The following is a 22,674-nucleotide window of genomic DNA, read 5'->3' as shown; positions in this document are numbered from 1 at the left end:
CCCCCCCCCCCCCCACCCCTTTATTTTATTTTAAAACAGTCCCCCAACTCCTTACACCTTCCTATGCTAGGGCTGCCCGGTCGCTCTTCATTTCAACAGCCATCATACGGTGCCCGGGGGGGGGGGGGGGGGGGGCCCCCCCCCGCCCCACCAGGCAACCTCGCCGCAGCTTCCGCGTTGAGCCATCGGAGGGATGACATCAGCCTCGGAGAACTTCCATGAAAACACTTCTATCGATCACTGCGGCAGCGCTGACGGCCGGCGCGCCTTTGGCTGCTTTTGCCCAATCGGCGACGCTGACACCTCTGACGACCGACACCATGAGCAAGGTTGACACGGCGACGTTCGTGAAGACGGTGCCCATCGCCAATACATTTGAAATCGAGTCGAGCCGACTTGCACAGAAGCAGGCGACGGCCGACGATGTGAAGGCCTTCGCGGCGCAAATGGTCACGGACCACGCCAAGGCCGGCGAGGACTTCAAGGCGGCGCTCAGCAAAGGTCAGACAACTTCGGCCACCGCGCCGGCCGGCCCGCCGCTGGACACCAAGCACCAGGCGTTGCTCGACCAACTCAAGGAGGCCAGCGGTGACAGCTTCCAATCGAAATATATCGACATGCAAACCCAGGCACATAAGGAAGCGGTGGCGCTGTTTTCCGCCTACGCAAATTCCGGCGACGATCCGGCGATGAAGGAGTTTGCCAAGAAGACGCTGCCGGTGCTGCAAATGCACGAACGTCATGTCAAGGACCTCGCTGCGGCGCATCAATGAGAGCGAAGACCGCCTGCAGTTTTCGCAAATGGAAGACGGCCCCATACCGGCCTGTGTGAAGCGGCTGTCGCCCGGCCACACGGCCGGGAACAAAGCACCGAGAGTGCCGTTATTTATTCGGCTTGTTCGGGGAGGATTCAATGGAAGGCGGCATTCGCGAGGCCTCAAGGATAGTAGCGCCGGCTTTGGGCGCCGTCGTGGTCGCGGCTGTCACAGGCTGAAATCGCTTTCCGAACTGGACAGGCTGCCTTGATGCGTTACGGCGAGATATTTGCAAATGTTACGGCACTCATGTTGCTGGCCTTGATGATTGGCGGCGTCTTCGTCCTGTTTGGAGAGCCGCTGTGGCCGCGGCACTACGCGAGAATGGTGCTGGTCACGAATAGTGATGCCATGACCACCGCGTCAGTCCGAACAAGCTGCGCGCACAGTCCATGCCTGCCCGACACCATCGATCACACCGTGCTCACTCCTCGCCCCGAGGACGGACCGTGATCTGCGATTGCAGCAGATGCTGAGCGAGGAGATGCGGAAAGGCCCGCCACGCGACCTGCGCGACGGACCCTTTGGTTCAATCAAACCGTCTGGCCACAACTAAGTCAGGATAATCACGATCTTGTAGGTATTCGGGTCGACGATGACGATCCGGCCATCGGCGAGCACGAAATACTCATAGCCTTCGTAAGCCGGAACGATCTTGACGATGCGCGCCGGCAGACGATGCAGCCGGACTTTCTTCCGCGGGACCTCGATGCCGACAGAGATGTCGAAATCGACGTTGGAAACGGGTTCGACGTTCGTCTCCTTGATAACCTGCGTGATCTCCGTCTTCTGTTCAACGGTCACATTGCTGATGGAAGCGGTCGAACTCTGGTCCTGCGTCTGCGTAGAAGCATTGCCCTGAGTCTGCTCGGTGGTCGTGGTCCCAGTCTTGCCCTGAACCTGCTCCTGGGTCTTCATTTTCGTGTTGCCTTGGGCCTGCTCGGTAGTGGTGGTTCCGGCCTTGCCCTGGGCTTGCTCGTCGGTCTTCATCTTGGTGTTGCCCGTGGCCTGCTGGTCGGTCGTGGCGCCGGCCTTGCCCTGGGCCTGCTCGTCGGTCTTCAGCTTCGGTTTGCCCTGCGCCTGTTGATCAGTCGCAGCGCCGGCCTTGCCCTGAGCCTGCTCGTCCATCTTGGCGCCATTCTGGCAATTGGCAGCGCCGGCTGCGCAATTAGCGCCGGACTGGTCGTCGGTCGACTGCTGCGTCTGGGCAAGTGCAGCTCCGCAGCTGACGCTGATTGCTAGCAAGCTGGTGATCAGAACGCCTTTCATGAGAGATCTCCTTGGAAAATGCGTCCCTTCACCGCGTAAAACTGCGGCTAAAAAATTTTGTTCCAAACCAATGGAGCGAAACGGCAAGCGATCCGAGCGGCGGAACAAGCTCCACCTGATGACGTTACCGGCCTATAGCGACCCCGCTGCGAACAGCATGACGCGGCGCAGCGCAGAGGTGGCTCACCACGAAAGGAGACGATCATGAGCATGCATCTTTCGGCAGCCGCGGCTGGGTTCTTGCTGCTTGCGGGTATTGGCGCCGCTGCCGCTCAGGACGTGGTCATCGAACCGCAGCAGGAGACGATCGTACGCGAGTATGTGAAAAAGCAGCCTCTGGCGTCCGTCCAGCTTCCCGGCGTGGAGCTCAATGTCGGCTCGACCCTGCCCGATACCGTCGAGCTTCATGAGGTTCCCGACGTCAAATACCGCTATGTCGTCGTCGACAATCGGACCGTCCTGGTCGATCCTGGCACGCGTAGGATCGTGAAGGTCATCCAGTGAGCAATGCGCGTCGTTTTTTGAAGGGACATGCGGCGCGTCCTGCATTGTCGACATCCCAAACTGCTGCCCGTGCCTGGGCATTCGGACGCAGAAAGGCCCGCCGTTCCGACGCACGGCGGGCCTCATAGCGGAGTCAGCGCGCTAGGCGGCAGCGTCCTGTGCTCGCCAGGCCAGAAACTTTGAGAGAATATTCCAGGCTCCTCATTTGGCGGGAAATACCGTTCTTTGATCTGGCGATCAGCATTTCCGATGATGCCCGCAAGGCTTCGCATTCCGCTTGGCCGCAATGATTTCAAAACCGATGGGATTGACCATGCCTGGGACTATCAACACTTTGCTTCCATTCCTCGCAGCAACTATAAACCGGCGCGCCGGCCTCGCTGCACTGTTTGCATCGGCGGTTGCGATTGTCGGCATGGCTGCGCCGTCGTTCGCCGAAGACAAGACGGCGGTCAAGGTCGGCATCATGAGCGGCGAGGACGAGGATGTGTGGCGGGTCGTGACCGCCCAGGCGGCGGAGAGGGGGCTGACGATCGAGACCGTGGTGTTCAACGACTACACCCAGCCGAATGAAGCACTCGAGCGTGGCGAAATCGACGCCAACGCCTTCCAGCACAAGCCCTATCTCGACAACCAGATCAAGACGCAGGGCTATCACATCGTCCCGGTCGGCTATACCGGGGTCTGGCCGATCGGCCTCTATTCCAAGAAGTACGCGAAGATTGGCGACTTGCCCGAAGGCGCCGTCGTCGGCGTGCCGAACGATCCGTCCAATGAAGGGCGCGCGCTGCGTGTCCTGCAGAGCGAAGGTCTGATCAAGCTCAGGGAAGGAACCGGCATTCTGGCTACGACGACCGACATTGCCGAAAACCCGAAGAAATTGGTCGTCAAGGAGCTCGACGCTGGCATTGTCGGGCGCTCGGTGGAAGATCTCGACGGGGCCGTGGTCAACACGGATTGGGCGCTTAAAAGCGGCCTCACACCGGAGAACCGCATCGCCCAGGAGGCGGTGGCCGACAATCCCTACCGCAACTTCATCGCGGTCAAGGCCGGCAATGAAAACCAGCCCTGGGTAAAGACATTGGTCGCCTCCTACCAGAACGAAAAGGTGAAGGCCGAATTCGACCGGGTCTACAAGGGAACCGGCATCAGCGCCTATTGATACCGAGCTCGACTTGGCGCTGAAGCCCGGCATGATAAAGCGGTCCGCGCTCCAACGCGGACCGCGATCGCGTTTTGCGGGACACCAATACAGGAACTTTCATGAACCAGCATTTCGCCCCGGTCACCGAAGTCATGCATCCCGTCGGCAGCCGTTCCGCGGGACCGCACGATGTCGTACGCCTCATCGAGCTGAAGCGCCGCTTCGGCGCAACAGCGGCGCTGGACGGCGTATCGCTCAGCGTGCGCCAGGGCGAGATCCTCGGCATCATCGGCCGGAGCGGCGCCGGCAAGTCGACGCTGATACGCTGCCTAAACGGCCTGGAGCGGCCGGATACAGGACAGGTCTTCATCGAAGGCCGCGACATCAGCCGGCTCTGCGAGCGCGAATTGCAGCCGCTGCGCCGGCGTATCGGCATGATTTTCCAGCATTTCAACCTGCTGTCCGCCAAGACGGTCGAAGACAATGTAGCGCTGCCGCTCAAGATCGAAGGCCGGCCCAGGGCCGAACGCCTGGCGCGCGCTGCCGAGCTGCTCGAGCTCGTCGGCCTGTCGGAGAAGGCGAAAGCCTATCCGGCGTCGCTGTCGGGCGGACAGAAACAGCGCGTCGGCATTGCCCGGGCGCTTGCGGCGCGCCCAGCGCTGCTGCTGTCGGACGAAGCGACCTCGGCGTTGGACCCGGAGACGACGCGCTCCATCCTTGCCTTGCTCAGAGACATCAACCGGCAGCTCGGCCTGACCATCCTGCTCATCACCCATGAGATGGAGGTGATCCGTTCGATCGCCGACCGGGTCGCGGTGATCGACGCCGGACGAATCGTCGAGCAAGGGCCGGTGTGGTCGGTGTTTGCCGATCCGAAGTCGGCGATCACACAAAGCCTGCTCGGCGGCATCAGGCCGCAATTGCCGGCGGAGATCGCAAGCCGGCTAACGCAGAACGCCGGCGTGGAGGCGATCCTCAGGATCGACGTGGCGGGTGAGGCCGCGCGAAGCCCGCTGTTGTCCGATCTTGCCTCGGCAGTTCCCGGCTCGTTCCGCCTCGTGCATGGCGGCATCGATCACGTCCAGCAGCAGCCTGTCGGGACATTGTTCGTGGCGGTCGCGGGCAGCAATCAAGACCACCTGGCACAGGTGATCGCGTTCTTGAAAGCCCGCAATGCGCGGGTGGAGGTGCTTGGCCATGTCGCCGGTTCTGTTTGAGCTTCTCGTCCGTTCGATCTGGGAAACGATCCTGATGACGGCTGCCTCCGGCCTCATCTCGCTGGTTTTCGGGCTGCCGCTCGGCCTGGCGCTGGTCGCCACCGACCGCGGCGGCATCGCCGAAAACCTGTGGGTGAACCGTGCGCTCGGCGCGGTCATCAACGGTTTCCGCTCGGTGCCTTTCATCATCCTGCTGGTTGCGCTGATCCCGGTGACGCGGCTGATCGTCGGCACCTCGATCGGCACATGGGCCGCCATCGTGCCGCTGTCGATCGCGGCCACGCCCTACTATGCCCGGATCGCCGAAGTGTCGCTGCGCGAGGTCGACCACGGGCTGATCGAAGCGGCGCGCGCCATGGGCGGCAACCGCTGGACGATCATCCGCGAGGTGCTGGTGCCGGAAGCGCTGCCCGGCATCGTCGCCGGCTTCACGGTGACGCTGGTGACGCTTATCGGCGCCTCGGCCATGGCCGGCGCCATCGGCGCCGGCGGGCTGGGCGACCTCGCCATCCGATACGGTTACCAGCGCTTCGAAACGTCAGTCATGATCGCCGTGGTCATCGTGCTGATCATACTGGTCTGCGGCATCCAGTGGGCCGGCGACCGGCTGGTCGCGAGGCTGGATCATCGGAACTGAGCGTGGCACAGCGGAGATGCTGGCCAGCATCGTCAGCCGGCGCGCTTCTTTTCGGTCGCTGCCCGGTCAATCGCCAACCCGTTCGCCGACAGCGCGACGCCGAACTTTTCGCCGGCTTCTGCGGGTGTGTAATAGCCTAGGGCGATATCCCGAGCGACCAATTCCGGATCACGCTGCCAGGGATTGCCGTAGCCGCCGCCGCCCGGCGTGCCAACGCGCACGCGGTCGCCGGCCTTCAGCGCGATGTCCTGTTCCTTGGAGAGGTGCGGCGGCACATGCGCCTCACCGTCGCGGAACACGGTCACCGTGTTGACCGCGCCGTCCTTGCCGCCGAGCGCGCCTTGCGGGCCGAAACGGCCATGGTCCATGACGAAGGAGGCGCGGGCGTCGCCACGCAGGATCTCGACCTCATAGGCGAGGCCAAAACCGCCGCGATGCTTGCCGGCGCCGCCCGAGCCTTCGCGCAACGCATAGTGGCGATAGAGCACAGGGAAAGCCTGTTCCATGATCTCGACCGGCGGCGATTTGGAAATGCCGATGGTCGAGCAGCCATTGGTCAGGCCATCATGATCGGCATTGCCGCCATAGCCGCCGCCGGATATCTGGTACATGACGTAGTCGCGGCCACGGAGCGGATCGTTGCCGCCGAGCGCGAAATTGCCGCTGGAGCCGGCGGGAGCCGCAGTCACCCTGTCCGGCAGCGCCTGCACCATCGCCGCGAACACCGCCTCGGCGATGCGCTGCGAAACCTCGGCCGCGCAGCCCGATACCGGCCGCGGATATTTGGCATCGAGGAAGGTGCCTTCTGGCCGCTTGACGATGAGCGGCTCGAAGGCGCCGGCGCTGATCGGCACGTCGGGGAAAATGTGGCGCATGGCGAGGTAGACCGAGGACAAGGTCGTCGCCAGCACGCTGTTCATCGGCCCGGCGCAGGGTTTTGACGAGCCTGAGAAGTCGAAGCGGAGCGTGTCGCCTTTTTTCTCGACGGCAAGCGCAATGGTCAGCGGCTCGTTCACCACCCCATCGGAATCGACGAAGGCCTGCGACCGGTAGATGCCATCGGGAATTGCCGCGATGTTGGCACGCATCTGTTCAGCGGCCCGGCGGCGCAATTCGGCGATTGCTTCGACGACCGTTTCGTCTCCGTAACGATCCAAAATGCCGTTGAGCCGGTCCTGGCCGATCAGCAGTGCTGCCGCTTGCGCGCGGATGTCGCCGATGCGCTGGTCGGCAACCCTGATGTTCGAGCAGATGATGGCGTAGATCTCAGGGTCGAGCACGCCCTTCTTGAACAATTTCACCGGCGGCAGCCGCAAGCCTTCCTGCTCCACCGCAGTCGCCGAGGCGGAGAAGCCGCCCGGCACCGAACCGCCAATGTCGGGCCAATGGCCGGTGTTCGACAGCCAGCAGAATATCTTGCCGTCGCGATAGACCGGCATGGCGAAGCGCACATCCATCAGATGGGTGCCGCCGAGATAGGGATCGTTGACGATGTAGATATCGCCCGGCTCGGGCGGCAGGCAGCGTCCGTCGGCGATCATCTCGATCACCGTTTTGGTCGAATACTGCATGACGCCGACGAACACCGGCAGGCCCTGGCTGCCTTGCGCGATCAGCGAACCATCGACTGCCGAATAGATGCCGTCGGAGCGGTCATTGGCCTCGGCGATGACGGGCGAGAAAGCGGCGCGCGAAAACGTCAGGTCCATCTCGTCACAGACCTGCTGCAGCGCCGCCTGGAGGACCGAAAGGGTGATGGCGTCGAGCTTTTGCATCTCAGGCCTCACCAATGTCGATGATGATGTTGCCGTCGGCATCCGAGCGCGCCCGGTCGCCGGGCTCGAGCACGGTGGTGGCGTCCATCTGCTCGAGGATCGCCGGCCCCGCGATATCGGCGTCGAGCGGCAGTTTCTCCCTGCTGTAGACCGGCGTGTCGTACCAGCGCCCGCCATACCAGACCGGCCGGATTTCGCGCCGTGCCTCTTCGAGCGTTTTGGCGCGCCCAGCCGGGTCGATCAGCCGCGACAGATCGATTGCCGGCCGTACGCCGGTGACCGAGGTGTTGAGGTTGACCAGATTGGCGCGGATTTCCGGCAGCTCGACCTTGAAGCGGGCGAAATAGGCCTTCTCGAACAGTTGCTGCAGGACCTCGCGCGTCACCGCAGACGACGGCAGCGGCACGTTGATGATATGCGTCTGGCCGACGAACTGCATGTCGGCGGAATGCGTGACGCGGATCGTCTCCGGCTTCACCGCTTCCTTGCCGATCAACTCTTCGCCTTCGTTTCGGTGCCGTTCCAATATGGCTTGGAGCTGGGCTTCATCGAGCCCCGCCACCGGCTGGTTGACCGTGTTGACGAAGTCATGGCGCAGATCGGCGACGACGCAGCCGAGCGCATTGGTAATGCCCGGCCGCGCCGGCACCAGCACCCGCGGCAGGCCGAGCTCGCGCGCCAGGGCGGTCGCATGCAGCGGCCCGGCGCCGCCGAAGGCGAACAGCGCGAAATCGCGCGGGTCGTGACCGCGCGACACCGAGACCATGCGGATGGCGCCCGCCATCTTCATGTTGCCCAGCCGCAGCACCGCACCCGCCGCCTCGACGCCGGACAGGCCGGTAGGTCGCCCGATCCTGTCCTCGAATATGCCCGTGACATGTTCGACGGTGACCGGGTTTTCGACCGCCAGCAGCTTTTTCGGCGCCAGCCGGCCGAGCACCAGATTGGCGTCGGTGATGGTCGGCTCCAAGCCGCCGCGGCCGTAGCAGATCGGCCCGGGATTGGCGCCGGCGCTTTCCGGGCCGATCTGGATCAGGCCGGCTGCATCGACGCGGGCGATCGAGCCGCCGCCGGCGCCAACTGTATGCACCGCCACCATCGGCACATGGATCGGCATCGCATATTCGATCTCGATCTCGTTCGACACCGCCGGTTCGGCATTGCGGATCAGCGCCACGTCGGTCGAGGTGCCGCCCATGTCGTAGGTGACCAGGTTTTCGAAGCCGGCGCGCTTGCCGGTATAGGCCGCGGCAATGACGCCGGAGGCGGGGCCGGACATAACGGTCTTGGCCGATTCACGTGTGACAAAGCGGGCCGAGATCATGCCGCCATTGCCGTTCATGATCAGGAAGTCGCGGGCGTAGCCTTTTGACGCCAGCTCCTTGCGCAGCCGTTCGACGTAGCGTTCGAGGATCGGTTGCACCGAGGCGTTGACCGAAGCGGTCACCCCGCGCTCGAATTCGCGCGCTTCCGAAAGCAGCGCATGGCCTGTCGTGATGTAGCCGTTCGGCCAAAGCTCGGCGCCGATCTCCGCCGCGCGCCGCTCATGCGCCGGGTTGGCGTAGGAATGCAGGAAATGGATGACGAGCGATTCGCAGCCGGCTTCGATCAGTTGTGAAATCGCTGCCCGCATCTCGGCCTCGTCGAGCGGTATGCGCACCGCGCCCGAGGCCTCGACCCGCTCCGACACTTCGAGCCGCAGATTGCGCGGAATGATCGGCACAAAGGTGCCTGTCATGCCATAGGCTTGCGGCCGTGTCCGCCGGCCAAGCTCGATGACGTCACGAAAGCCGCGCGTGGTGATCATGCCGGTTTTGGCCAGCCGGCGCTCCAGCACCGCGTTGGTTGTGGTCGTCGTGCCGTGCACGATGAGGTCGATGCCGTCCACGGGAAAGCCGGTGGCACCAAGAGCTGCAACGACGCCGAAAGCCTGGTTGTCGACCGTGGTCGGGGTCTTGGCGATATGCACCCGGCCACCGTCGCGGCCGTCGATCAGAAGCAGGTCGGTAAAGGTGCCACCGACATCGATACCGGCCACGACGCTGCCCCTCGAATCCAGAGCTTGCGCCGAAAAATTCTGTTCCATTGTCGAAACCCGAAATGCCCGAACTGCTTACATGCCTCAGTTTGGAAAGCTGTTTTACGGCGACGTCTTGACGCAAATATCGTTTGTATACTAATAAATTCCGGACACAAGAGCTTACCGCTTCGGAGTGTGCAAGGGCACGCAGGAACCTGACCGGTTCGGGCGCGCAGGTGAAGATTTGGCGCGGGCGCTGAGCTGGCCCAGAAGGTTAGGTTTGATGAACACCACATCCGCGTTCAACACCGTCGGCGCTCGGCCGTTGCAGTTTCCGATACCGGCCAATGTCTATGCCGAAACCGTGGTCTCGGTGAAGCACTATACCGACCGGCTGTTTTCGTTCCGCATCACCCGGCCGCGGTCGCTGCGCTTCCGCTCCGGCGAGTTCGTCATGATCGGCCTGCCCAATGCCGAGAAGCCGGTGTTCCGCGCCTATTCGATCGCCAGCCCGTCCTGGGACGACGAGCTGGAATTCTTCTCGATCAAGGTGCCGGACGGCCCGCTTACCTCGGAGCTGCAGAAGATCCAGATCGGCGATACCGTCATCATGCGGCAGAAGTCGACCGGCACGCTGGTGGTCGACGCGCTGACGCCGGCCAAGCGCCTGTTCATGATCTCGACCGGCACCGGCATTGCGCCCTTCGCCAGCCTGCTGCGCGATCCCGACACCTATGAGAAGTTCGGTGAAGTCGTGCTGACCCACACCTGCCGCGACAATGCCGAGCTCATCTACGGCCAGGAGCTGGTGGCCGCGCTGGAGAACGACCCGCTGATCGGCGAACTGACCGGCGGCCGCGTCACGCTCTATAATTCGACGACGCGTGAGACGTCCGAACGCATGGGCCGCATCACCGCGCTGATCGGCTCGGGCAAATTCTACACCGATCTCGGCATCGACAAGCTCAATCCCGAGACCGATCGCATCATGATCTGCGGCTCGATGCATATGCTGAAAGACGTGAAGGAACTGGCCGAAAGCCTCGACTTCCAGGAAGGCTCGCTGCATCATCCGGCAAGCTTCGTCGTCGAGCGCGCCTTCGTCGGCTGAGACGCGGCAGTTCAGCGTCCACTGCTTTGACACCCTGATTTTGACCGGACGGTCAAAAATCGGCTGCCTTGACTGTCTTTTTCCGCTATGACCGCCTGAAGGACTCGTGAAGCGCTGCTTCACGGTCTATCTTCGGCATAAGTCGCTGAACAAGGGGCAGGAGATGAGCAGCACAATCCGCGAAACCGATCTCGGCACGTCCAAGATCACGCCGCTGCCGGCGCGCGCCGCCGCCAATGCGCCGATGCCGCAGGCCCATGCTATTGCTCGCAATCCCGGCATGAGGCTCGATCTTGGCTTCATGGAATCGATGCGCAGCGTCAACCGCTCGGCGCTGGAACGCCGCGTCGCCAGCCTGACCAAAAGACGCTCGATCAAGGCCGATAACCAGGCTGCCTGGCTGCTGCGTGCCGTCGCCTGCATGGACCTGACGACGCTGAACTCGAACGACACAGAAGAGCGCGTGCGCCGGCTCTGTGCCAAGGCGGTCAACCCATTCCGCCGCGACATTGCCGAGGGGCTCGGCATTGCCGGCGAAAACATCCGCCCGGCGGCGGTCTGCGTCTATCATCCCTTCGTCGCCACTGCCGTCGAAGCACTGCGCGGCAGCGGCATCCGTGTCGCCGCCGTTTCCACGGCTTTCCCGCATGGCCTTGCCCCGCTTTCGACACGTCTGCAGGAGATCGAAGCATCGGTCCGCGACGGCGCCGACGAGATCGACGTCGTCATTCCGCGCGGTCTGGTATTCGGGGCGAAATGGCAGGAGCTCTATAACGAGATCGTCTCGATGCGGGCCGCCTGCGGTGAGGCGCATCTGAAGGTGATCCTCGGCACAGGCGACCTCGCCACGCTGCGCAATGTCATGCTCGCCTCGATGGTGGCGATGATGGCGGGTGCCGATTTCATCAAGACCTCGACCGGCAAGGAAAGCGTCAACGCGACGCTGCCGGTTGGCCTTGCAATGGTGCGCGCCATCCGCGCCTATTTCGAGGAAACCGGCTATCTCATCGGCTTCAAGCCGGCCGGTGGCATTTCCACGACAAAAGCCTCGCTCGATTGGCTGGTGCTGATGAAAGAAGAACTGGGCCGGCCCTGGTTGGAGCCGGAGCTGTTCCGCTTCGGAGCATCGAGCCTTTTGACCGACATCGAGCGCCAGCTCGAGCATCACCTGACCGGCCACTACTCGGCCAATCATCGCCACGCAATGGCGTGATTCGGAGCGCTTCATGAACATTCTCGAACGCTATCACGCCATGGATTACGGCCCGGCGCCGGAGGCCCGCAACGAGGCCGATGCCTGGCTGACGACCCGTGATTTCTCGAAAGCCCTGTTCATTGGCGGCGACTGGAAAGCAGCTGCAAATGGAAAGACCTTCGACACCAGCGATCCCGCCTCCGGCAAATTGCTGGCCAAGGTCTCGGATGCCGGTGCTGCCGATATCGATGCGGCGGTTTCGGCCGCCACAAAAGCGCTGCCGAAATGGAGCGCCAGCACCGGTTATCAACGCGCCAAAGTGCTCTATGCCATCGGCCGCGCCATGCAGCGCCACCAACGGCTGTTCGCGGTGCTGGAATCGATCGACAACGGCAAGCCGATCCGCGAAAGCCGCGACGTCGACGTGCCGCTGGCGATCCGTCATTTCATCCATCATGCCGGCTGGGCGCAGGCGCTGGACAGGGACTTTCCAGCCCATAAGGGCGTCGGCGTCGTCGGCCAGATCATCCCCTGGAATTTCCCACTTTTGATGCTGGCCTGGAAGATCGCGCCGGCGCTCGCTGCGGGCTGCACCGTGGTGCTCAAACCCGCGGAATTCACGCCGCTCACCGCGATCCTGTTCGCCGAAATCTGCGAGCGCGCCGGCGTGCCGAAGGGCGTCGTCAACATCGTCCAGGGCGGGCCGGAGGCGGGTGGGGCAATCGTCAATCATCCCGGCATCCAGAAGATCGCCTTCACCGGTTCGTCCGAGGTCGGCAAGATCATCCGCAAGGCCACCGCCGGTTCGGGCAAGAAACTTTCGCTGGAGCTTGGCGGCAAGTCGGCCTTCGTCGTTTTCGAGGATGCCGATCTCGACAGCGCCGTCGAGGGTCTGGTCGACGGCATCTGGTTCAACCAGGGCCAGGTCTGCTGTGCCGGCTCGCGCCTTCTGGTGCAGGAAGGCATCGCCGACGCCTTCATCGCCAAGGTCAAGACGCGGATGAGCCGGCTGCGCGTCGGCAGCCCGCTCGACAAGAACACCGATATCGGCCCGCTGGTCGATTTGACCCAACTCGACCGCGTCAAGGGCCTGATTGCCGAAGGCGCCAAGCAGGGCGCGATATGCTGGCAGCCGGACTCGGCACTGCCCGCCTCGGGCTATTACCATCTGCCAACGCTGGCGACAGGTGTTTCGCCGGCTAACATTCTGGCCCAGGAAGAGGTGTTCGGGCCGGTGCTGGCGACCATGACCTTCCGCAATACCGAGGAAGCGGTCGAGCTCGCCAACAACACACGCTATGGCCTGGCCGCCTCGGTGTGGAGCGAGAACATCAATCTTGCGCTGCACGTCGCGCCGCAATTAAACGCCGGCGTCGTCTGGGTCAACGGCACCAACATGTTCGACGCCGCCTGCGGCTTCGGCGGCTATCGCGAGAGCGGCTTCGGCCGCGAAGGCGGGCGCGAGGGCATGTTCGAGTATCTCTCGGCAAAACTGCCGCTCGGCCCGATCATCAAACCGGCTGTGGCCACTGCCCAGCCCATCGAGCGCCCGGAAGGCGATGCCATCGACCGCACGGCAAAGCTGTTCATCGGCGGTAAGCAGGTCCGGCCGGACGGCAATTATTCCCTTGCCGTCGCCAGCGCCAAGGGCAAGCTCGCCGGCGAGGTCGGTCTCGGCAACCGCAAGGATATCCGCGACGCCGTCGCGGCCGCGCGCGCCTGCAAGGCCTGGCCGGAAGCGACCGCCTACAATCGCAGCCAGGTGCTTTACTATCTGGCCGAAAACCTGTCCGGCCGCGCCGACGAGTTTGCCGCCCGTCTGACCCAGCTCACCGGCGCGACGGCCAAGGCGGCGGGTGAAGAGGTCGAGCTGTCGATCGAGCGGCTGTTCCTCTATGCCGGGCTTGCGGACAAGTTCGAGGGCCGCGTCCACCAGCCGCCGGCCCGCGCCGTCACATTGGCGCTGCACGAACCGGTCGGCGTCGTCGGCATCGTCGCGTCGGACAACGCACCTTTGCTCGGCCTGATCTCGCTGGTTGCGCCGGCGCTCGCCATGGGCAACACCGTGGTCGCCGTGCCGTCCGAACGATACCCGCTGCTTGCCACCGACCTTTACCAGGTCATCGAATATTCCGATGTCCCGGCGGGCGCCATCAATATCGTTACGGGCCGTAGCGCCGAGCTGGCCGGCGTGCTGGCCAAGCACGACGATGTCGACGGGCTCTGGACGTTCGCCGATGCCGAGACCTGTGCCAAGGCGGAGGCCGAGTCCATCGGCAATCTCAAGCGTGTCTGGACCGGCAACGGCCACAGCCTTGACTGGACATCGGGCGAAGCAGCCGGCGATGCCTTGCTGCGCCGTGCGATCGAGGTCAAGAACGTCTGGGTGCCCTACGGCGACTGAGTGTCCCGGAGGGACGTCCGGGCTTGACGGGCCAAAAGATGTTCTTTACCGAGAAAAAACATTTGGCCGGCAGGGCGAATATCGAAACAGGCGGGATGGTAGCGCCCGTCTGGCACATTGCGCCCCGGCCTTGTGCCGGTAAAAAGCCGAACGATCACAGACGGGCGAGGAGAAAAGCATGGCGGATCTGACAGGCAAAATCGTTGTCGTCACGGCGGCGGCGCAAGGCATCGGCCGGGCAAGTGCGCTGGCCTTCGCCAAGGCCGGCGCCGTCGTCCATGCCACCGACATCAACGAAGTGGTGCTCGCCGACCTCGGCAAGACCCCCGGTATCAAGACCCGCAAGCTGGATGTCCTAAACGACGAGGCGGTGAACGTCGCTTTTGCCGAGATCGGCGCCGTCGACGTGCTGTTCAACTGCGCCGGCTTCGTCCATTCCGGCTCGATCCTCGAGATGAAGGACGGCGATCTCGACTTTGCCTATGATCTCAATGTCCGCTCGATGATCCGCACCATCCGCGCCGTGCTGCCCGGCATGCTTGAGCGCGGCGACGGCTCGATCATCAACATGGCGTCGCTGGCCAGCTCGACCAAGGGCGTGCCCAACCGTTTCGTCTATGGCCTGACCAAGGCGGCCGTTATCGGCCTGACCAAATCGGTTGCCGCCGACTATGTCGGCAAGGGCATACGCTGCAATGCGATCTGCCCGGGCACGGTCGAAAGCCCGTCGCTGCACGACCGCATGCACGCGCAGGGCGACTACGAAGCAGCCCGCGCCGCCTTCATCGCCCGTCAGCCGATGGGCCGGCTCGGCACGCCCGAGGAAATCGCCGACCTCGCCGTCTATCTCGCCGGTGCCACCTATACGTCGGGGCAGGCCTATAATATCGACGGTGGCTGGTCGATCTAGGAGTCTGAAAATCCAATTCTGCCGGGCGCCTGGCGCGGCGTCCGCGCTTGCCTAGGCTCACGTACTTTAAGTACGCTCCGCTCCGGTTCTCGAAACCCACGCCATTCGCCGCAGCGGAGCGAGTTTGCAAACGGCCTCTGGTCGCAACTGGGAGAAAACTGCATGAAACTGCTGCGCTATGGCGAGGCGGGGAGCGAACGCCCTGGCCTCCTTGATGCGGATGGAACGATCCGCGACCTCTCCGCCCATGTCACCGACATTGCCGGCAGGGCGATCGACCCGGCATCGCTCGAGTCATTGTCGAAGCTCGATCCGAAATCGCTGCCGGCTGTTTCCGGCAAACCGCGCATCGGCGCCTGCGTCGCCGGTACCGGCAAATTCATCTGCATAGGCCTCAACTATTCCGACCATGCCGCAGAAACCGGCGCAACCGTGCCGCCGGAGCCGATCATCTTCATGAAGGCAAGCTCGGCCATTGTCGGGCCGAACGACGACGTGCTGATCCCGCGCGGCTCGGTGAAGACCGATTGGGAAGTCGAGCTCGGCGTGGTCATCGGCAAGACCGCAAAATATGTCACCGAAGCCGAGGCGCTGGACTATGTCGCCGGCTACTGCGTCGCACATGACGTCTCTGAACGCGCCTTCCAGGCCGAGCGGCAGGGCCAGTGGACCAAGGGCAAGTCCTGCGACACATTCGGGCCGATCGGCCCGTGGCTGGTGACCAAGGACGAGGTCAAGGACCCGCAGAACATTCCGATGTGGCTGACGGTCAACGGCAAGACCATGCAGAACGGCTCGACCAAGACCATGGTTTTCGGCGTCGCTTATCTCGTGTCTTATCTCAGCCAGTTCATGTCGCTGCATCCGGGCGACATCATCTCGACCGGGACGCCGCCGGGCGTCGGCCTCGGCATGAAGCCGCCGGTGTTCCTGAAGCCCGGCGATGTGGTCGAGCTCGGTATCGAAGGGCTGGGTATCCAGAAGCAGACGTTCAGGGCGGATGCGTAGAAACCTTCCCTTCTCCCCTTGTGGGAGAAGGTGGATCGGCGCGCAGCGCCGAGACGGTTGAGGGGTGTTGGAAGGAACTCCAACGCCTCATTCCGTCTAGCACCTCTCATCTGACCGAGCTTCGCTCGGCCACCTTCTCCCGCAAGGGGAGAAGGAAGAGGGGCGCTACTTCATCACCTTGCCATCCGCTCCAAACCGATAGGTCTTTACCGGATCCGGCGTCGCATAGAGCGTGGTGCCGGGTTCGGCATTGTAGACGCCAAAAATGCGCACGGTGATCAAGCCGGCCTTCTCGCAGTCGAGATAGAGGTTGGTGTCGGCGCCGAGGTGCTCGGCATGCACGACCGTGCCTTTCCAGGCGCCGGATTTGGGATCGACGGTCAAATGTTCGGGCCGGACGCCGATGGTCTTTGCCGTTTCGCCAAGCCTGGCACCGTCGACGAAATTCATCTTCGGTGAGCCGATGAAGCCGGCGACGAATTCGTTAGCCGGCGAATTGTAGAGCTCCATCGGGCCGCCGATCTGCTCGATCTTTCCCGCGTTGAGGACCACAATCTTGTCGGCCAGCGTCATCGCCTCGACCTGGTCGTGGGTGACATAGATCATCGTCGCCTTCAGCCGGCGATGCAATTGCGCGATCTCCAACCTGGTGTTGACGCGCAGTGCGGCGTCGAGGTTGGACAGCGGCTCGTCGAACAGAAAAAGCTTGGGTTCGCGCACCACGGCGCGGCCAATGGCGACGCGCTGACGCTGGCCGCCGGACAATTCGGCCGGGCGCCTTTCGAGGTAGGGCTCCAGCGACAGCATCGAGGAGGCGATGCCGATGCGGCGGTCGATCTCGGCCGCCGGCGTGCCCGCCTGCTTGAGGCCGAGGCCCATATTGTTCTTCACCGTCAGATGCGGGTAGAGCGCGTAGGTCTGGAACACCATGGCGATACCGCGCTTGGCCGGCGGCGTGGCGGAAACGTCCGCCCCGTCGATGACCACGCGGCCCGAGGTCGAGTCCTCCAGCCCGGCAATGACCCTGAGCAGGGTCGACTTTCCGCAGCCGGATGGACCGACGAAGACGACGAACTCGCCATCCGTCACCTCGAGGTTGATGCCCTTCAGCACCTCGACCGGCCCGAAGGCCTTTTTCACGTTCTCGATGTTCAGCGAGCCCACGGCTTCGTCCCTGTTCTAGAGTTTCACGGCGAGGCCGCTGCGCACGCTCTCGTCGGCGGCAAGGCAGACGGCGAGCGACTTCACCGCGTCGTCCATGTGGCGGCCAAGATCGAGGTCCTCGCGGATCGCCTTCAGCACAAACGCCTGTTCGAGGTCACAGAGGTCCTGATGGCCGGGCTCGCCTTCCATCGACAGCATCTCGTCCGGTTTGGCGAACTTGCCGTCCGCGCGGGTCGCGGCACTGTGCAGGCGGATGGTCGAGGTCTTGGTGTGGGTGTCGATGTCGTCGGACCTGACGCCCTCTTTCATGACGATCGACACGCAACCATTGGGCGAGATCACGTCCTTGACGAAGAAGGCCGTCTCCGAAATCATCGGCCCCCAGCCGGCCTCGTACCAGCCGATCGAGCCGTCGTCGAACAGCACCTGCAGATGCCCGTAATTGTACATCGACGGCGCAATCTCGTCGCTCAGCCGCAGCCCCATGCCGCGCACCTCGACCGGCCTGGCGTCGGTGATCTGCAGCATCACGTCGAGATAATGCACGCCGCAATCGACGATCGGCGACGTCGTCTGCATCAGCTGCTTGTGCGTCTCCCAGGAGTGGCCGGAGGATTGCTGGTTGAGGTTCATGCGGAACACGTATGGGCCGCCGAGCTTCCGCGCCTCGGCGATCAGCCTGATCCAGGACGGGTGGTGGCGCAGGATGTAGCCGATCACCAGTTTCTTGCCGTTGGCCTTGGCCGCGGCTACGACGCGTTCTGCGTCCGCGACCGTCGTTGCCAGCGGCTTTTCGACAAAGACGTGGCAGCCAGCCTCGAATGCCTTGACCGCATAATCGGCGTGGCTGTCGGAATAGGTGGCGATGCAGGCGACGTCAGGCCGTTCGTCACGCAGCGCCTCGTCGAATGAACGCCGGATGCCATAGCTCGAAAGCCCTTCCGGCAGCGGCACATCCGAGCGGTTGACCAGTGCGGTAATCTGGAAGCCGGGGTTGGTGTGATAGGCCAGCGCATGGCTGCGCCCCATATTGCCGAGCCCGGCGACGACGACGCGAAGGGGTGTTTGCGAACTCACTTGACCGCTCCCGAAGTGATGCCGCGGATCAGCTGCCGCGAGAAGATGACGTAGAGGATCAGCACCGGCATGATCGCCAGCGACAGGGCGGCCAGAATGGCATTCCAGTTGGTGACGAACTGGCCGAGGAACAGCTGCGCGCCCAGCGTTACTGTCTTGGTCTCCTCCGACGGCGCCAGGATCAGCGGGAACCACAGGTCGTTCCAGATCGGGATCATGGTGAAGACGGCAACCGTCGCCATCGATGGCCGCACAAGCGGCAGCACCAGCCGGAAGAAGATGGTGTATTCGGACAGGCCATCGATCCTGCCGGCATTCTTCAGATCGTCGGAAACCTGCTTCATGAATTCCGATAGGATGAAGACGGCCAGCGGCAGGCCCTGCGCCGTATAGACCAGGATCAGCGCCGTCAGCGTGTTGACCAGACCGCTCGCCACCATCAACTGAAGGATGGCGACGGTGCCGAGGCGGATCGGGATCATGATGCCGAGCGCCAGGTAAAGCCCCATCAGCGAATCGCCGCGAAAGCGGTATTCCGACAGCGCGAAAGCCGCCATGGCGCCGAACAGAAGCACGAAGAACAGCGAGGCGACGGTGACGACAAGGCTATTCTGGAAATAGTGGATGAAGTCGCCCTGGCCGATCACCGTGGTGTAGCCGATCAGGTCGAAGGTCCCTGGCGTCGGCGGCGTCAGTGGCGCGCCGAAGATGCCCGCGCGGGATTTAAACGAATTCATGATCACGAGGATCACCGGAAACAGCGCGATTGCGGTGTAGGTCAGAAGGATCGCATGCGCGCCGATGGTGCGGGGCAGCGAACGGGTTGCGGTGCTCATGGTCACGCTCCCCTAAAACTGGTAGCGACGCAAGCGCGTCTGCACGAGGAATAGGTAGACGCAGACGCCGCCGAGGATGATCAGGAACATCATCGTGGCGATCGCCGCGCCCATATTGGGGTCGCCGACCTGCAGCTGGAAACCGAAGAAGGCGCGGTAGAGGAAGGTGCCGAGGATATCGGTCGAATAGTTCGGCCCGGCCAAGGCGCCTTGCGCCGTGTAGATCAGGTCGAAAGCGTTGAAATTGCCGACAAAGGTCAGGATCGAGATGATGCCGATCGACGGCAGGATGAGCGGCAGCTTGATCTTCCAGAATTGCGCCATGCCGGTGATGCCATCGCATTCGGCGGCCTCGATCACCTCTTCGGGGATGGACAGCAGTGCCGCGTAGATCAGCATCATCGGGATGCCGACGAACTGCCACACCGAAATCAGGCTGAGCGCGGTCAACGCATATTGCGCCTTGCCGAGCCATGGCGTGAACAGGCTTTTCAGGCCGACAAGGTCCATCATATGCGGCGCCACGCCCCATAGCGGCGACAGTATCAGCTTCCAGGCGAAGCCGACGATGACGAAGGACAGGATCGTCGGCACGAAGATTGCCGTGCGGTAGAAGGCGGAAAACCGCAATCGGGGGCTGGACAGAAGTGCTGCCAAAAGGACGCCGATCGGGTTCTGCACCAGCATGTGGATGATGAAGAACCAGACATTGTTCCGCAGCGCGTTCCAGAAATTGACCGACCAGTTGGGATCACCGAACAGTATGCGGAAATTTTCCAGTCCGACGAACACCTGCGACTGGTTGATGTTGCGGAACAGCGACAGCTGCAGCGTGCCGGCCAGCGGCAAGATCATGATCGCCGTATAGACCAGCAACGCCGGCGCCAGGAAAACGCCGATATGCCAGCGGAACGGTCTTTTCGGTGCTGCGGCCATGCGTTCGGTCCCCGCCGATCAGGTCTTGCTATTGCCGTCAAAAGGCACGGCGCCTCCCTCCCCCTCGAGGGGAGGGTGCCTCGCGAAGCGAGGCGGGTGGGGTCGGCCGAGGCAGCGCGCCATCGTCGTTCGACCGTGCTTTCCAGCAACGATCAAGCCGCGGCCTGCCTCGACCGACCCCTCTGTCGCCTTTGGCGACATCTCCCCTTCGAGGGGGAGATATCGCTTCGCCGCGCCTTACTTCGCCGGCTTGTACCAGCTGTCGAGGCCGTCCTGCAGCTTCTTGGCGGCAGCTTCCGGCGTGTCGGTGCCGTTGATGACGTTGGCCGATTCAACCCACGTCTCGTTTTCGAGGTTCGGCGTGCCGCGCGACAGGATCTGGTAGGTCGAGCGGATCGTCGACTTGCACTTGCCGCGCCAGGAGACGAATTCCTGGGCCAGCGGGTCTTCCATCTTCACCGGCGTGTTGTTCAGGCTGAAGAAACCGGGCAGCGCGTTGGCGTAGATGGTAGCGAAATCCGGCGAGGCCACCCAGGACAGGAAGGTCTTGGCCGCATCCGCGTTCTTCGAGGCCGCATTGAGGCCCATGCCGATATCGGTGTGGTCGGAGATGTAGCAGGTGTCGCCGGCCTTCTGCACCGGCGGCGGGAAGGCGCCCATCTTGAACTGCGCCTGCGTGTTGAACAGGCCAATTTCCCACGAGCCGGCCGGGTAGATGGCGGCGCGGCCGAGCGTGAACAGGTTCTGGCTGTCCGGATAGGTCTGCGCCTCGAAGCCGTCGCCGAGATAGTCCTTCCACTTGGCCAGTTCCTTGTAGGGCTCGACCCACTGCGGATCGGTCAGCTTCTGCTCGCCCTTGATCAGCGCCAGGCGGCCTTCCTCGCCCTTCCAGTAATTCGGGCCGATGTTCTGGTAGCCCATGGTCGCGGCTTCCCAGAGATCCTTGGTGCCCATCGCCATCGGGATGTAGGTGCCGTCGGCCTTGATCTTGTCGAGCGCGGCGTAGAACTCCTCATTGGTCGTCGGCACCTTGATGCCGAGCTTGTCGAAGGCATCCTTGTTGTAGATGAAGCCGTGGATGACCGAGGCCATCGGCACGCAGAAGCTCGACTTGCCGTCGTCGGTCTGCCAGGCGGCCTTGGCAACATCGGAGAAGTTCTCCATGCCGGACAGCGTCGAGATATCGGCGAGATTGCCCTTCTTGAAGAGTTCGAGCGATTTGTCGAACGGGCGGCAGGTGATCAGGTCGCCGGCCGAGCCGGCGGCCAGCTTGGCGCCGAGGGCGGCGTCATATTCGGTCGGCGCCGACGGCGCGAATACCACCTTGATGCCGGGGTTCTTGGCCTCGAAAGCCGGGATCAGCTTGTCCTTCCAGATGGCAAGGTCGTCGCCGCGCCAGCTTTCGATGTTGAGCGTTACGTCGTCGGCATAAGCCACCCCGGCGGTGCCGAGAATGCTGGTGCCGAGAAGAAGTGCCGTCAGTAGCTTCGTTGTCATGCTCAGTCTCCCTGTTGACCTTTTTCAGGTTCGGTTTTGATGAGAACGGAGGCATTGCGCCCCTTGCTCCCCTCGATCGCGGAAAGGGCTGGCCGCAGCTTGTGGCCGGTCCCTTCCAGTATCTTCTCGGCCGCATCGGCGCTGGCGGCGCCGGCGGCGAGCAGAATGGCGGTCTTGACGACGCCGCCGCTCTTTTCGAGCAGGCGCGCCGCCTCGTCCTTGTCGCGCCCGCTGACGGCGGCGACGATGCGTGCGGCGCGGTCGCGCAGCTTGATGTTGTCGGCCATGAGGTTGACCATGTAGCCGTCGTGGACATGGCCGAGATGGATGGCGGCCAGCGTCGACAGCATGTTGAGCGCGATCTTCTGGGCGGTGCCGGCGCCCATGCGCGTCGAGCCGGCAATCAGCTCCGGCGGCGTTTCGAGCAGGATGGCGATGTCGGCCAGCCGCAGCAGCGGCGCATCCCTGTTGTTGGCGACAGCAATGGTCGCCGCGCCGCGGCGCCTGGCATCCTCGATCGCCTTGACAGCATAAGGCGTCGAGCCGCTGGCCGAGACGGCGATCAGGCAGTCGCCCTTGCCGATGCCGGCGGCGGCGACCGCTGCCGAAGCTTCGTCGGCGTCATCCTCCGGCCCGCCGGCCAGTGTCTTGAAAGCTTCGTCGCCGCCTGCGATCAGAATGGCGATACGGTCGCGCTGGATGCCGAAAGTGCCTGGCAGCTCCAGCGCATCGGCCAATGCCATCAAGCCCGAGCTGCCGGCGGCCGCATAGGCGAGCTTGCCGCCGCTTTTCAGTCTGCTTGCGATGATTTCGGCTGCCGCGGCGATGGCCGGAATGGCACCGCGTACCGCCTTGGCGGCCTCGATCTGTGCGTTGGCCAAAGAGGAAAGGACGGCTTCCGGGGCCTGGATATCCAGTCCCTCGGCATTGTGGTGAAGCGCCTCGGTGCGCGTTTCGGCCATCCGCTTTCCTCCAATCAAGAAAACCATACCAAAAAAATACCACTTGTCCACACGCATTAATCAAATCCTTGCGGCGGTGCAGGCTTGCGGACGAAATCGGCTGATTTTCCAACAAACTACCGCTTAACTTTTTTGAAACGGAAATTAATCCTTGGCTATTGGTATTTTATTGGTATTATCCGTCCGGAGGAGA

At 63.1% G+C, this 22,674-nt stretch carries 20 protein-coding genes; 11 read left to right on the top strand and 9 right to left on the bottom strand.

Annotated elements, in window-relative coordinates:
* The first annotated feature begins 218 nt into the window (after positions 1 to 218).
* Positions 219 to 773 (top strand): DUF4142 domain-containing protein, encoded by a 555-nt coding sequence (locus tag NKG95_RS19940; protein WP_353006767.1) that lies wholly within the window; start codon positions 219 to 221, stop codon positions 771 to 773.
* A gap of 249 nt (positions 774 to 1,022) precedes the next feature.
* Positions 1,023 to 1,268: a polymerase gene (locus tag NKG95_RS19935; RefSeq protein WP_502906479.1), complete on the top strand. Its 246-nt coding sequence runs from the start codon at positions 1,023 to 1,025 to the stop codon at positions 1,266 to 1,268.
* 99 nt (positions 1,269 to 1,367) lie between these two features.
* Here the strand turns inward: NKG95_RS19935 and NKG95_RS19930 are convergent, their stop codons facing one another.
* On the bottom strand, positions 1,368 to 2,084 hold the full coding sequence (locus NKG95_RS19930; protein WP_353042104.1) for a DUF1236 domain-containing protein: 717 nt from the start codon (positions 2,082 to 2,084) through the stop codon (positions 1,368 to 1,370).
* Positions 2,085 to 2,288: 204 nt separating this feature from the next.
* On the opposite strand from NKG95_RS19930, the gene NKG95_RS19925 reads away from it, so the two are divergent.
* The 4 genes from NKG95_RS19925 to NKG95_RS19910 all read left to right on the top strand — a co-directional run bounded on the left by NKG95_RS19925 (position 2,289) and on the right by NKG95_RS19910 (position 5,586).
* Entirely contained in the window at positions 2,289 to 2,588 is a 300-nt protein-coding gene (locus tag NKG95_RS19925) for a DUF1236 domain-containing protein (RefSeq protein WP_352846789.1), read from the top strand.
* Positions 2,589 to 2,901: 313 nt separating this feature from the next.
* Positions 2,902 to 3,750 carry a MetQ/NlpA family lipoprotein gene (locus NKG95_RS19920; RefSeq protein ID WP_353042095.1) on the top strand — a complete coding sequence of 283 codons (849 nt, stop codon included), beginning with the start codon at positions 2,902 to 2,904 and terminating at the stop codon, positions 3,748 to 3,750.
* 134 nt (positions 3,751 to 3,884) lie between these two features.
* Entirely contained in the window at positions 3,885 to 4,949 is a 1,065-nt protein-coding gene (locus tag NKG95_RS19915; protein WP_353042102.1) for a methionine ABC transporter ATP-binding protein, read from the top strand.
* Positions 4,930 to 5,586 carry a methionine ABC transporter permease gene (locus NKG95_RS19910; protein ID WP_352468145.1) on the top strand — a complete coding sequence of 219 codons (657 nt, stop codon included), beginning with the start codon at positions 4,930 to 4,932 and terminating at the stop codon, positions 5,584 to 5,586. Before NKG95_RS19915 ends, NKG95_RS19910 begins: the two co-directional genes overlap by 20 nt.
* A 32-nt stretch (positions 5,587 to 5,618) precedes the next feature.
* On the opposite strand, the gene NKG95_RS19905 is transcribed toward NKG95_RS19910, so the two are convergent.
* Complete coding sequence (locus tag NKG95_RS19905) at positions 5,619 to 7,361, bottom strand: hydantoinase B/oxoprolinase family protein (protein ID WP_352495105.1); 1,743 nt, start codon at positions 7,359 to 7,361, stop codon at positions 5,619 to 5,621.
* Between the two features lies 1 nt (position 7,362).
* Positions 7,363 to 9,447 (bottom strand): hydantoinase/oxoprolinase family protein, encoded by a 2,085-nt coding sequence (locus NKG95_RS19900; protein WP_353042093.1) that lies wholly within the window; start codon positions 9,445 to 9,447, stop codon positions 7,363 to 7,365.
* 217 nt (positions 9,448 to 9,664) lie between these two features.
* Here NKG95_RS19900 and NKG95_RS19895 point away from each other — a divergent pair, with 217 nt between their 5' ends.
* The 5 genes from NKG95_RS19895 (at position 9,665) to NKG95_RS19875 (ending at position 16,009) form a co-directional block, all read left to right on the top strand.
* Positions 9,665 to 10,492, top strand: a complete 828-nt coding sequence (locus NKG95_RS19895) for a ferredoxin--NADP reductase (RefSeq protein WP_352846782.1) — start codon at positions 9,665 to 9,667, stop codon at positions 10,490 to 10,492.
* Positions 10,493 to 10,655: 163 nt separating this feature from the next.
* Positions 10,656 to 11,705, top strand: a complete 1,050-nt coding sequence (gene deoC, locus NKG95_RS19890) for a deoxyribose-phosphate aldolase (protein ID WP_353042091.1) — start codon at positions 10,656 to 10,658, stop codon at positions 11,703 to 11,705.
* A 13-nt stretch (positions 11,706 to 11,718) separates the two neighbouring features.
* Positions 11,719 to 14,091: an aldehyde dehydrogenase family protein gene (locus NKG95_RS19885; RefSeq protein ID WP_353042089.1), complete on the top strand. Its 2,373-nt coding sequence runs from the start codon at positions 11,719 to 11,721 to the stop codon at positions 14,089 to 14,091.
* 178 nt (positions 14,092 to 14,269) lie between these two features.
* Positions 14,270 to 15,001: an SDR family oxidoreductase gene (locus tag NKG95_RS19880; protein WP_353042087.1), complete on the top strand. Its 732-nt coding sequence runs from the start codon at positions 14,270 to 14,272 to the stop codon at positions 14,999 to 15,001.
* A 162-nt stretch (positions 15,002 to 15,163) separates the two neighbouring features.
* A complete protein-coding gene (locus tag NKG95_RS19875) occupies positions 15,164 to 16,009 on the top strand; it encodes a fumarylacetoacetate hydrolase family protein (RefSeq protein ID WP_023720565.1) in 846 nt (281 codons plus the stop codon).
* A 165-nt stretch (positions 16,010 to 16,174) separates the two neighbouring features.
* Here the strand turns inward: NKG95_RS19875 and NKG95_RS19870 are convergent, their stop codons facing one another.
* The 6 genes from NKG95_RS19870 to NKG95_RS19845 form a co-directional block, all read right to left on the bottom strand.
* The gene (locus NKG95_RS19870) at positions 16,175 to 17,173 is read right to left on the bottom strand and encodes an ABC transporter ATP-binding protein (protein ID WP_352481413.1); all 999 of its coding nucleotides are present in this window, start codon (positions 17,171 to 17,173) and stop codon (positions 16,175 to 16,177) included.
* A gap of 15 nt (positions 17,174 to 17,188) precedes the next feature.
* Positions 17,189 to 18,250 (bottom strand): Gfo/Idh/MocA family protein, encoded by a 1,062-nt coding sequence (locus tag NKG95_RS19865; protein ID WP_353042085.1) that lies wholly within the window; start codon positions 18,248 to 18,250, stop codon positions 17,189 to 17,191.
* Entirely contained in the window at positions 18,247 to 19,086 is an 840-nt protein-coding gene (locus NKG95_RS19860; RefSeq protein ID WP_353042083.1) for a carbohydrate ABC transporter permease, read from the bottom strand. The genes NKG95_RS19865 and NKG95_RS19860 overlap by 4 nt, the downstream gene beginning before the upstream one ends.
* Positions 19,087 to 19,098: 12 nt before the next feature.
* The gene (locus NKG95_RS19855) at positions 19,099 to 20,022 is read right to left on the bottom strand and encodes a carbohydrate ABC transporter permease (protein ID WP_353042081.1); all 924 of its coding nucleotides are present in this window, start codon (positions 20,020 to 20,022) and stop codon (positions 19,099 to 19,101) included.
* Between the two features lie 237 nt (positions 20,023 to 20,259).
* Positions 20,260 to 21,519 (bottom strand): ABC transporter substrate-binding protein, encoded by a 1,260-nt coding sequence (locus NKG95_RS19850; protein WP_353042079.1) that lies wholly within the window; start codon positions 21,517 to 21,519, stop codon positions 20,260 to 20,262.
* A gap of 2 nt (positions 21,520 to 21,521) precedes the next feature.
* Complete coding sequence (locus tag NKG95_RS19845) at positions 21,522 to 22,481, bottom strand: N-acetylmuramic acid 6-phosphate etherase (protein ID WP_353042077.1); 960 nt, start codon at positions 22,479 to 22,481, stop codon at positions 21,522 to 21,524.
* Between the last annotated feature and the right edge of the window lie 193 nt (positions 22,482 to 22,674).

The sequence above is a fragment of the Mesorhizobium sp. M1423 genome (assembly GCF_040317575.1).
In the GTDB taxonomy this organism is placed as follows: Bacteria; Pseudomonadota; Alphaproteobacteria; order Rhizobiales; family Rhizobiaceae; genus Mesorhizobium.
This window is presented reverse-complemented; position numbering and strand designations above follow the sequence as displayed.

What these genes read in the sequence shown, in the direction of transcription:
- NKG95_RS19940 (WP_353006767.1), top strand. Translation starts at nt 219, where the DNA reads ATGAAAACACTTCTATCGATCACTGCGGCAGCGCTGACGGCCGGCGCG.
- NKG95_RS19930 (WP_353042104.1), bottom strand. Translation starts at nt 2,084, where the DNA reads ATGAAAGGCGTTCTGATCACCAGCTTGCTAGCAATCAGCGTCAGCTGC.
- NKG95_RS19925 (WP_352846789.1), top strand. Translation starts at nt 2,289, where the DNA reads ATGAGCATGCATCTTTCGGCAGCCGCGGCTGGGTTCTTGCTGCTTGCG.
- NKG95_RS19920 (WP_353042095.1), top strand. Translation starts at nt 2,902, where the DNA reads ATGCCTGGGACTATCAACACTTTGCTTCCATTCCTCGCAGCAACTATA.
- NKG95_RS19915 (WP_353042102.1), top strand. Translation starts at nt 3,885, where the DNA reads ATGCATCCCGTCGGCAGCCGTTCCGCGGGACCGCACGATGTCGTACGC.
- NKG95_RS19910 (WP_352468145.1), top strand. Translation starts at nt 4,930, where the DNA reads ATGTCGCCGGTTCTGTTTGAGCTTCTCGTCCGTTCGATCTGGGAAACG.
- NKG95_RS19905 (WP_352495105.1), bottom strand. Translation starts at nt 7,361, where the DNA reads ATGCAAAAGCTCGACGCCATCACCCTTTCGGTCCTCCAGGCGGCGCTG.
- NKG95_RS19900 (WP_353042093.1), bottom strand. Translation starts at nt 9,447, where the DNA reads ATGGAACAGAATTTTTCGGCGCAAGCTCTGGATTCGAGGGGCAGCGTC.
- NKG95_RS19895 (WP_352846782.1), top strand. Translation starts at nt 9,665, where the DNA reads ATGAACACCACATCCGCGTTCAACACCGTCGGCGCTCGGCCGTTGCAG.
- deoC (WP_353042091.1), top strand. Translation starts at nt 10,656, where the DNA reads ATGAGCAGCACAATCCGCGAAACCGATCTCGGCACGTCCAAGATCACG.
- NKG95_RS19885 (WP_353042089.1), top strand. Translation starts at nt 11,719, where the DNA reads ATGAACATTCTCGAACGCTATCACGCCATGGATTACGGCCCGGCGCCG.
- NKG95_RS19880 (WP_353042087.1), top strand. Translation starts at nt 14,270, where the DNA reads ATGGCGGATCTGACAGGCAAAATCGTTGTCGTCACGGCGGCGGCGCAA.
- NKG95_RS19875 (WP_023720565.1), top strand. Translation starts at nt 15,164, where the DNA reads ATGAAACTGCTGCGCTATGGCGAGGCGGGGAGCGAACGCCCTGGCCTC.
- NKG95_RS19860 (WP_353042083.1), bottom strand. Translation starts at nt 19,086, where the DNA reads ATGAGCACCGCAACCCGTTCGCTGCCCCGCACCATCGGCGCGCATGCG.
- NKG95_RS19855 (WP_353042081.1), bottom strand. Translation starts at nt 20,022, where the DNA reads ATGGCCGCAGCACCGAAAAGACCGTTCCGCTGGCATATCGGCGTTTTC.
- NKG95_RS19850 (WP_353042079.1), bottom strand. Translation starts at nt 21,519, where the DNA reads ATGACAACGAAGCTACTGACGGCACTTCTTCTCGGCACCAGCATTCTC.
- NKG95_RS19845 (WP_353042077.1), bottom strand. Translation starts at nt 22,481, where the DNA reads ATGGCCGAAACGCGCACCGAGGCGCTTCACCACAATGCCGAGGGACTG.